Annotated in this window: 5 protein-coding genes; 2 read left to right on the top strand and 3 right to left on the bottom strand. The window is 47.9% G+C overall.

What is annotated here, in order from left to right; all coding sequences use genetic code 11:
• Positions 1 to 1452 precede the first annotated feature (1452 nt).
• Together FYJ65_RS07945 and FYJ65_RS07940 are read right to left on the bottom strand one after the other, a co-directional pair.
• Complete coding sequence (locus tag FYJ65_RS07945) at positions 1453 to 4008, bottom strand: DUF3320 domain-containing protein (protein WP_465223472.1); 2556 nt, start codon at positions 4006 to 4008, stop codon at positions 1453 to 1455.
• Between the two features lie 265 nt (positions 4009 to 4273).
• Positions 4274 to 4513 (bottom strand): hypothetical protein, encoded by a 240-nt coding sequence (locus tag FYJ65_RS07940; RefSeq protein ID WP_331469458.1) that lies wholly within the window; start codon positions 4511 to 4513, stop codon positions 4274 to 4276.
• A gap of 171 nt (positions 4514 to 4684) precedes the next feature.
• Between FYJ65_RS07940 and FYJ65_RS07935 the strand changes: the two genes are divergently transcribed.
• Both FYJ65_RS07935 and FYJ65_RS07930 read left to right on the top strand, forming a co-directional pair.
• The gene (locus FYJ65_RS07935; protein WP_154554785.1) at positions 4685 to 6418 is read left to right on the top strand and encodes an N-6 DNA methylase; all 1734 of its coding nucleotides are present in this window, start codon (positions 4685 to 4687) and stop codon (positions 6416 to 6418) included.
• Between the two features lie 175 nt (positions 6419 to 6593).
• Complete coding sequence (locus FYJ65_RS07930) at positions 6594 to 7847, top strand: ATP-binding protein (protein WP_154554784.1); 1254 nt, start codon at positions 6594 to 6596, stop codon at positions 7845 to 7847.
• A 242-nt stretch (positions 7848 to 8089) separates the two neighbouring features.
• Here FYJ65_RS07930 and FYJ65_RS07925 read toward each other — a convergent pair whose 3' ends face one another.
• Positions 8090 to 9400 carry a fibronectin type III domain-containing protein gene (locus FYJ65_RS07925; protein ID WP_154554783.1) on the bottom strand — a complete coding sequence of 437 codons (1311 nt, stop codon included), beginning with the start codon at positions 9398 to 9400 and terminating at the stop codon, positions 8090 to 8092.
• Between the last annotated feature and the right edge of the window lie 14 nt (positions 9401 to 9414).

Below are 9414 nucleotides of genomic sequence, written 5' to 3'. Positions count from 1 at the left end.
CAAGCACGGGCTCCATTGCACATAAAGTGTAGCTGGTGCTATGGACATCCATTCCGATTTTTAGTATTCTATTCATAAATGACCTCCTTTTGTATGTGGTAAACCACTGTCTATTGATTTAGTCGTCAATTACAGTATAGTGGCGAATCCACGATATTACAAATGTGAGGTCATTTCATATTATCTTGTACCTCCGTTCCCGGTGCACCAAGTTCCGGAGAGTTTTCGATCGACCGACGGTCCGGACTTGGTGCACGATTACCCGCAAAACCTTGTACCTCCGTTCCCGTTGCACCAAGTCCGGAAGGGTTTTCGGCCCGCCGGCGGTCCGGACTTGGTGCACGATTACCCGCAAAACCTTGTACCTCCGTTCCTTTTGCACCAAATCCCGAAGGATTTTCGACCGGCCGGCGGTCCGGACTTGGTGCACAAAATCCCGCAAAACCTTGTGACTCCGTTCCCGGTGCACCAAGTCCCGAAGGGTTTTCGGCCCGCCAGGGGCACGGGCTTGGTGCACAAAATCCCGCAAAACCTTGTGACTCCGTTCCCGGTGCACCAAGTCCCGGTGAGTTTTCGATCGACCGGCGGCCCGGACTTGGTGCACGATTACCCGCAAAACCTTGTGACTCCGTTCCCAGTGCACCAAGTCCCGGTGAGTTTTCGGCCGGCGGCCCAAATTAGTCCCGGGCCGCCGTCTGATGAAAGAAGAAAAGCGATGCGGAAGGCCCACCGGCCTTCCCGCATCGCTTTTCTTCATCTTAATTCCAAAGCGAAAAGAGCTGAGCAGAGGCCCGGCCTCCGCTCAGCTCTTCACATCATCATTCCAAAAGGAGAAGTAATGCGCGGAGGCCCCCGCGCATTACTTCTCATCATATCAAAAGAAAAGAATTGACGACGAACGCCCCCATCGTTCCCCGTTCGGCATCAATTCTTATCATCTCCTCCCGGGCCGGCCCCTTCTTGCCCGGTACCTTTCCGCCTTGTCGACCGGGCCAAACCCGCACGCTATGCGGCGGGAAAAAGTTGCGAACTGTTTTCTTACGACATTTACTACGACATGAGCATGTCGGCACCATGCAATTAAAACCTGCCTCCGAAAAGCAATCTACACCTAGCGGACCTCCCACCATCCGTTCTTACTAGCTCCATGGCGAACAATTTTTCCCGCTTTTTTTAGCTTCGCCAAAATTCTTTGTGCTTGTCTGGATGTAATTCCAAGTGTGCTTGCCAATACATTTGCGTATTCTGAGTTTCAATTTCTCGCAAAGCATCCCGAATTATTTCAAGCATAAATTCTACAAAAACAGTTGACTCCCCCATATTATTTGCCGTCTGCAACGCATTGTAATATACTTCCTGATACTCATGAACCAAAGTCCTTCACCAGCGGATGGTACTTTGATTTCTTCCGTCATTTGGAAAGGTGGGGTATATTCCTTCATCTCTTACTCCTCAACGCACTACAAACTGCTTCCGCTCATTCTGCTCGATGGCCTTCAGCTCCCGGGCCGCCTTGATGGCGTCCGCCGCGCATTCCTCGATGCGGTGGCTGGAGCGACTGTATCCCAGCAGGCTCACCATGGCTTTGGTGATTTCCTCCTTGGTCATAGGGCCGTTCTCCTGAAGCAGGCAGCACACGGCGTTCTTCAGTTCGTATTTGCAGATGTCCTCCGTGTTCCGCTGTTCCTGGAAACGGAAGGTGTGATAGTCTGCCGGATTCGAACCGTGATTCCACAGGAAGCGAACCCCGGATTGACGAGTGATTTTTACGTCTGCCGTGGCCACCAGCTTATCCAGGTGTTCCGAGATGTTTTTGCCGGCTCTGCCCAGACCGGTGGAATTTATCAGGGTGCGAATCAGGGCAGGTTGGCTGATTGGGCCCTCCACCTGCACGATTTCCGAAATGGCCTCCTTGATCAGCTTTTTGGTCTGACGATCGTAGAAATTATCGATGGTGATCTGCGAGAGGTCTTTCTCGAACACGCGGTACTCTTCCCGAATATAGCGGAGGGGTTCCGCGGAGGCTGCGGCCGCTGCCGTTGTGACGGTGGCAGCTTCAATGGCTTCGGCAACTTCGGCGATTTCCGGAGCTGCCGGCACTTCTTTCGTAGCTGCCGGCTTTTCTTTCGCCGGGCTTTTGCGAGGTGCCTTCGCAGCGGTCTCAGCAGGCGCCTTGCCAGCACCTTCGACGGTTTCCGCCGGCGCCTCGCCAGAGGCTATGGCCGGCGCTTCCACCGAAGGTTCCGCGATGACACCTGCCGGATTTCGGCGCATAGGAATCGGCCGGATACCGATGTTCCGCACCAGCTGCACGTCGATGCAATCGTTATCCGGGATTTTATTTTCGTCCAGTGCCTTCAGGATTTCTTCCGCTTCCTTCTTCGCCTCTTTATAGGAAAGGTTTTTCCCCAGGGTCATGGCGGTGCATTCCAAAGCCACCAGTTCCTTCTCTTTGATGAGCTTCCGCAGCTGCGCCGTATCGGAAAGAACCGGTTCGCTGCATCTGCCTTTGGAAGTCAGCCATACGCCGGCAAAAATATGAGCCGGTGCCGTAATCAGGACCGGGTGGAGCCCGAAGGATTCCAGGCAGGAAGCGAAGAGCACGGTAATGTCCATGCAGGTAGCAAATTTCTGCTGCATCACCGTCTCCCCCAGACGCACCCGCTGCGGTCCGAAGAAGCTGGCCGGCGGATTCGAGTAGATGATGCCGGCTTCTTTTATGGCGTTGTACACGCCCATGGTCATCTCTTCCACCCTTTTGGCATCGCCCTGATAGCCTTCCAGAGATGGGTTCATGCCCTCCTTCTGCATCCAACGCGCCGCTTGCTGCAGGAGCCCGATGATGTCCGGATGGTTCGGCGTCATGTAGGCCGGCAGCAGAACCAGTGCGCCGTTCCACTGGTCGTACGGACAGATCGTCACACGGCCGCAAGCCTCCGAGACTTTTTTGCCGTTCACGGTGAGGGTGTAGGTAGCGGTGCAGGTCTCGATTTCCGTAATCTGCTCTAATTTACGGAGGTTGATGGCCGGGTCGTCCACCTCAAAGACGATGTTCTCCCCCGCCGGCACATCCCCCAGAAAAACATCCACCGGTTCCAGAATATCCGACGTAAAATCCGCCCGGAACTGGATGTTCTTGAGCTTTTTGCCGGTTTCGTTGGCCACGTACACGTCCCCGATCAGCTGCTCCTGACCGTTGGCGTACATGGCGTACAGCAGGTCCGGCCGCCGCATCAGATCCTCGTCGAAGGTTCCGTCCGCCCGGGCATATAAAAACACGTTCACCGGACCGGAGGCGTTCTTTTCCGTCTCGTACATCACCGATTTCATGTATTTCTGCATTTCCTCTTCCGGCGCCGGCTTCACCCGCATGCTGCACTCCGCGGTGCCCACCTCCTGCTCCCCCATGAACAGGGTGAAACGGATTTTGCCGTTCCGGGTGCGTTTGATCTTCGCGTATTCCTCCAGGTTCACCGGCGGGTCGTCGATTTCGAATTTGCCTTCTACGCCCGCAGTAAAAGTACCCTCTTCGTAGTACAGGAGTCCCGGGTCCACAATGGCCGGCTGAAACTCGCAGGCGATTCGAACGTCCGGTAAGGTTTCTTTGCTCCGATTATAGATAAAACCATCTCCGATGATCATCTCATTGCCCTGAATCAAATCTTCCAGGTTGATGACCGGCTGTCCCGCGCATTGGAAATTCACCTTCCGGTCCTTACCCACTTCCAGAATGATGTCCACCGGTTTGGCATCGGTCGTCTCCACCTTCCGCGCCGGTGTTGTTTTTACCGCCGGGGTCTTCTCTGCCGGAACCTCTGCCTGCGGTACCGCTGCCGCCAAATCTGTCCTTCCCGTCAGCTCCGCCGCCCGCTTGAGCACCTCGATCTCAATCATGTCCCGGAGCTGGTTCACGGTGCGCGTGTTCGAGGTCATCATGGAATTAATGCTCAAATCCAGGCCCGCGGCAAACCAGCAGGAATCGCAAACGATTCCATCTGATACCGCCACTTTCCCCGACAGGAAACCCAATTTCTTTCCGCATATAGAACATTCCTTCGCCATGTGTACCTCCTTTGTGTTGTGCTGTTTGTGCTGATTATTATTCTTCTGTATATTTCTCTCAAACGTTGTATCCGGCACTCCGCCTAAACTATCCGGCATTTTTTCATAGTATCCGGCACTTTAACGGCGGTTTCCTATCAACTCAATATGATTTTCTGCCGGTGCTGTCCGTCGAAAGCTTTTCAAATTGGGTAAACACTGTTTCCCCAATTTACTCTCGCTCTTCATATTCCAGTCTTAATTCTTCTGCAAGATACAGATCGCTCATGCAATGCATATCGGAAACGCCCTCACGCATTAATTGGTAAACTTCGGAACGATAAAATAAATCCAATGCTTCGTCCAATGAAATGCCCTGCTGTTTGGCAAAGCACGCAATAACGCGAGCATATTTTTTCTGGAGTAAAATCGGATTTGCCATCATACTTCCACGCACCTTTTCTATACTCATCCGAACACTGAGATTGCTTTAATTATAGTATTTATTGAAAAATCCGTAAAGGCAAAAAACGTCGCTTTGTAGGATTTAGGTTATCAAATACCAAAAAAGTTCTTGACGACCGCACCCGCGTGTGTTATTTTTAGGTTATCAAATACCAAACTTATTTTTAGGAGGTCAATCATGTTGAAAAATATCAAATCGGACATTCAGAACCAAATTACATTCGGCGTGCTCGCGTTGAATCGAATTTTAGAACGGAAAGCGCTGGATGACGCATTGGCACAGGATACGCTTTCGGAAGCGCATGAAACATTAAATACCGCAGTGCGTCCGGAGCATCGGGACATTCTCACATTCATCTTCCGCAATCTGTTTGCCGCTGAAAAAGACACTCAGAGAATTCGAGAAACACTGGACACCATTGATGACATCGATGTGCCTGATTTTGTAAACGCTTACCGGAATCGGGATAATGAAATCTACGGGTCGTACACAAGCGGGGATATCGAGAAACTCGCCACAGCGGTTTTTGCCCCTTCCGAATCCAAGACCGTAATGGATATCGGCTGCGGCCAAGGTGTATTTCTGACCAAAACCGCAATCCACGAAAAAGCCGGCGAGCTTCACGGCATAGAGATCAAACAAGAGGACGCAATCGTGGCCCGGATGAAAATGCTCATTCTGAATCGGGATACGAACCACATTCGCTGTGAAGATGTATTCGATATGGATTTCCGCAATCCGGAACTTCCTCAGTACGATGCCGTTTTCTGCCACATGCCGATAAAGCAGCGGCTCGAATCCAAGCAGCTTCTGTCATGCGGATTGTTTGATGAAAAAACAGCAAAGCGCGTTTCCGTTCACTCTTCCGAATGGGCATACATCCGGGCAATGCGAAAGATGCTGAAGAAAGGCGGCAAAGGAATTGCTTTCATCCGCGCAAGCCTGCTGTATCTGGAATCCGAAAAAGAATTCCGGAAAGAGCTGCTGGAATCGGGAACACTGGAAGGCGTCGTTTTATTGCCGGAAGGCCTGCTCATGAATACCGGCATCCAAATCGCCATGCTGGTGTTGAGCGAGAACAACGATCGCGTCAAGATGGTGAACGCCGCTTCTTATTATGAAAAAATAAAATTCCGGAATGTGCTTACGGATACCGAAAGGGAAAAGATTTTAGACCTGTATTTTAACGGCGGTGCAAATCTTGAGGACGAAAACCGTCCTTCCGACGACTATATTGAAGTTGCACCTCGGACGATTGCGGATAACACCTACTCCTTCGACCCGATGCGGTACGTTCTGGATGAAAAAGTTTGTTTTACCAACGCTCGGAAGCTTTCCGAAGGAACCCGAGACATTTTCAGAGGGGCTCAGATTACGTCCGATAAGCAGAAAGAAATGTCGAATCTCTGCGGCAAGGCACCAAACGGCTATCTCCTGAATCTGGCCAACATCAGCAACGGCTACATGGATGAAGAACTTGTGGAAGTGCATATTGACAGAATTGAAAAGTACAAGAAATACATGCTTCAAGACGGCGATGTAATTATCTCCGCTCGGGGGACCAAAATCAGCACGGCAGTTGCGGAAAATATCGAGAATCGAAATATTATCGCGACGGGGAATCTCATTGTCGTAAGATGCAACGACACTTTAGAGCCTTATTACCTAAAAGCATTCTTCGACAGTGATGACGGCAACTTGTGCCTCCGCGTTGCACAGACCGGCAGTACGATTTTTGCCATTAACCCGAAGCAGCTCTGTGAATTGCAATACGATGCCATCGACCCGGAAAAGCAGAAACGAATTGCCGAAAAAGAAAAAGCGCTCATCGCTGAGTTGCGCGAAAGCATCCACCGGATTGAAACGCTCCGCCAGAACATCTCCGGCATGTACGATGACTTTAGAAAGTAAATTTTGACCGGTTGGCACCTGTCTCCGGATTTTGATAAGTTAGGCTATTTAAGATTTTTGCGGGAAACCGCAAAAATCTTAAATACGGTAGTTGTAAATCGGTTCCGGACGGGATATAATCCTATTGAAGATTTTTGCGGTAAACCGCAAAAATCTTCAATAGGAGGTGCTATACATGGAAATTAAAAGAAATCGTTATCTGAATACGCTCATCAGCAAGAAACATAACGGTCTTATAAAAGTCATAACCGGTATGCGCAGGTGCGGCAAGTCTTATCTTCTCTTTACGTTATTTAAGGAGCATCTGCTGTCAGATGGAATAGATGAAGATCACATCATTGAGATTGCTTTTGATGCTTTCGAAAACAAGAAATATCGCGATCCGGATGTGCTGTATCCATATCTCAAAGAGCAGATTAAAGATGATGCTATGTATTATGTATTGCTTGATGAGGTACAGCTGCTGGGAGAGTTTGAATCGATTCTCAACAGTCTGATTCGTATGAAAAATGTAGACGTATATGTAACCGGAAGTAATGCTCGTTTTCTTTCAAAGGATGTCATTACTGAGTTCCGAGGCCGCGGCGATGAGGTGCATATGTATCCCTTAAGCTTTGCTGAATTCATGTCCGTCTATTCGGGTACAAAGCAGGACGGATGGAATGAGTATATGCTCTATGGCGGTATTCCACTGGTACTTGAGTTTACCACGCCGGATCAGAAAATTGCGTTTTTGAAATCTCTCTTTGAGGAAACCTATATTTCGGATATCGTTGGCAGGCATAATATTCGCAACAAAGCAGAATTAGAAGAGCTTTTAAATATCCTGTCCTCCGCGATCGGTTATCTGACTAATCCGCAGAAACTGTCCGCGACATTTCAAACGGTTAAGAAAAAGAAAATCAGCAATTCCACAATCAAGCGGTACATTGATTATCTTTGTGATTCCTTCCTGATTGACAGCGCAATTCGATATGATGTGAAGGGAAGGAAATACATTGACACACCGGTAAAGTATTATTTTACGGATATGGGACTTCGCAATGCCCGGTTGAATTTCCGTCAGATTGAAGAAACTCACAGCATGGAGAATATTATTTTTAACGAGCTGAAAATGAGGGGCTTCAATGTGGATGTGGGTGTCATCATGCAGTATGAAACCAATGAGAAAGGCACCAACATCCGCAAACAGCTGGAAATTGATTTTGTCTGCAACCAGGGTTCCAAGCGCTATTATATCCAGTCTGCTTATGCGATTCCCGATCAGGCCAAAATGGAGCAGGAACAGAGATCTTTGATGTTGACGGGAGATTTCTTCAAGCGAATGATCATTACCAAAGATACACCTGCACCTTATTACAATGAGTCGGGTGTGTTGATCATGAATGTCTACGACTTCCTGCTGAATGAGAATAGTCTGGCTTTTTAAGAGAAATGGGCACGAACAACAATGTCTCTGTTTCTTATTAGGTGGCTCTTTAACGCCATGAATAACGCCATTTTTACCGGTGGCGTTATTCATGGCGTTGTTTGCATCCCCCGGTTTCATTGCTACGGAATATTCATTAGCGATTACCTCTTTTGGAAATTGCTGTTCAGTGAAACTTAGCGAAACTTAAATTATGCCCGAAGTGGGTGTCAACCGGAGCCGGGCTCCGAATGACTTGTTTGCTATTTTATTTTCACCTTTTTAGCGGATGACCATGTTGAATAGCATTTCTTTCCATTAACCGTTTTGTACGTCCGAATTTGTACATAATACTTCTTTCTTGTTTTTAGTTTCTTCACCTTCAAAGAAGTCTTACTTGCCGAAACATTTTTATATGTAGCGGACTTCATCGAGGATTTCAAACTATATCGAATCTGATACCCTGAATATGCTTTTTTCGTCCACGACACGGTAAATGTTTTTTTACCCGCCTTTAATTTCTTTAAAGTCGTCTTCTGCGGCGTCAGTGCTTTAATCGTTTTTTCATTCTTTTGTGAACCGCACGTTGTGCACTTATCATATTCTCTTCCAGCTTTTCCAATTTGTGCCTTCTGAATTACATGAGTATATTTATGTCCTGTCGCATCAATTTCTACCCGATCCTTTGTGGCCGAACAATTAGCACAGTGAATTGATTTACTGCCTTTTTCCATACAAGTTGGTTCTTTATCGATGCGATACTCTGTCTCCCATTCATGGTCTAGCTTATCTATAACGGTTCCTTCTGATTCCACATCATTACATCGGCTACATATGGAATCTCCAGAGTATCCAGACTCCGTGCACGTTGCAGCTTTTTGATTCATAAGCTGATAATCGTGATGCAATGCCGCAGTTGTATGTCCATACTCTGTAACAGCACCACATACTGAGCAAACTTTTTCTCCAGTGTATCCATTCTCTGTACAAGTCGCGTCTTTGGCATTTTTGATATTCTCCGTATGAGTCTGGCACATAGCGACGAATGTATTGCCGTTCTTTTTCGCATAAGTTTCTGCGGTTGAACCGGAGTAGCCGAAAATTGTAGTTCCAGAATATATAGCATTGTTTCCGAATGTAACGTTTTCGGAATAAATGTATATATTCTTTACAGAATTCCGGTTAAATGCAGATTCTCCAATCGATGTTATCGACGAACAGATAGTTACCGATTCAATATTGGATGTGGTTTTTCCTCCCAGTCCATTTGTAGTCAGCGCATATGTACCAACGCTCGTAACGCCATCTTCAAATGTTACTGTTTTCACGTGTGGTCCGATGTAAAAATCATTTGCAAAGCCACAATAACTAGGGCAGTCCCCGCTACAATAATCTTTCATTGGCCCTGTTCCATGAATGGTCATATTTCCGTCGTCATCCATTTTCCACTTTACGCTATCTCCACATGTTCCGGCGTTACGTCCATAAATATCATTAGATCCTGCAAACGCAAAGGTACTCCAGGACAAAATAGCGAAAACCAGCGTGATTAACACAGTAAGAATTCTTTTCATAATCAATCTCCATT

It is taken from the genome of Mogibacterium kristiansenii, assembly GCF_009695905.1.
Taxonomy (GTDB): Bacteria; Bacillota; Clostridia; order Peptostreptococcales; family Anaerovoracaceae; genus Mogibacterium_A; species Mogibacterium_A kristiansenii.
This window is presented reverse-complemented; position numbering and strand designations above follow the sequence as displayed.

Bases quoted from the DNA above. Each gene is read 5' to 3' on its own strand.
- FYJ65_RS07940 (WP_331469458.1), bottom strand. From the start codon at position 4,513: ATGAGTATAGAAAAGGTGCGTGGAAGTATGATGGCAAATCCGATTTTA.
- FYJ65_RS07935 (WP_154554785.1), top strand. From the start codon at position 4,685: ATGTTGAAAAATATCAAATCGGACATTCAGAACCAAATTACATTCGGC.
- FYJ65_RS07930 (WP_154554784.1), top strand. From the start codon at position 6,594: ATGGAAATTAAAAGAAATCGTTATCTGAATACGCTCATCAGCAAGAAA.
- FYJ65_RS07925 (WP_154554783.1), bottom strand. From the start codon at position 9,400: ATGAAAAGAATTCTTACTGTGTTAATCACGCTGGTTTTCGCTATTTTG.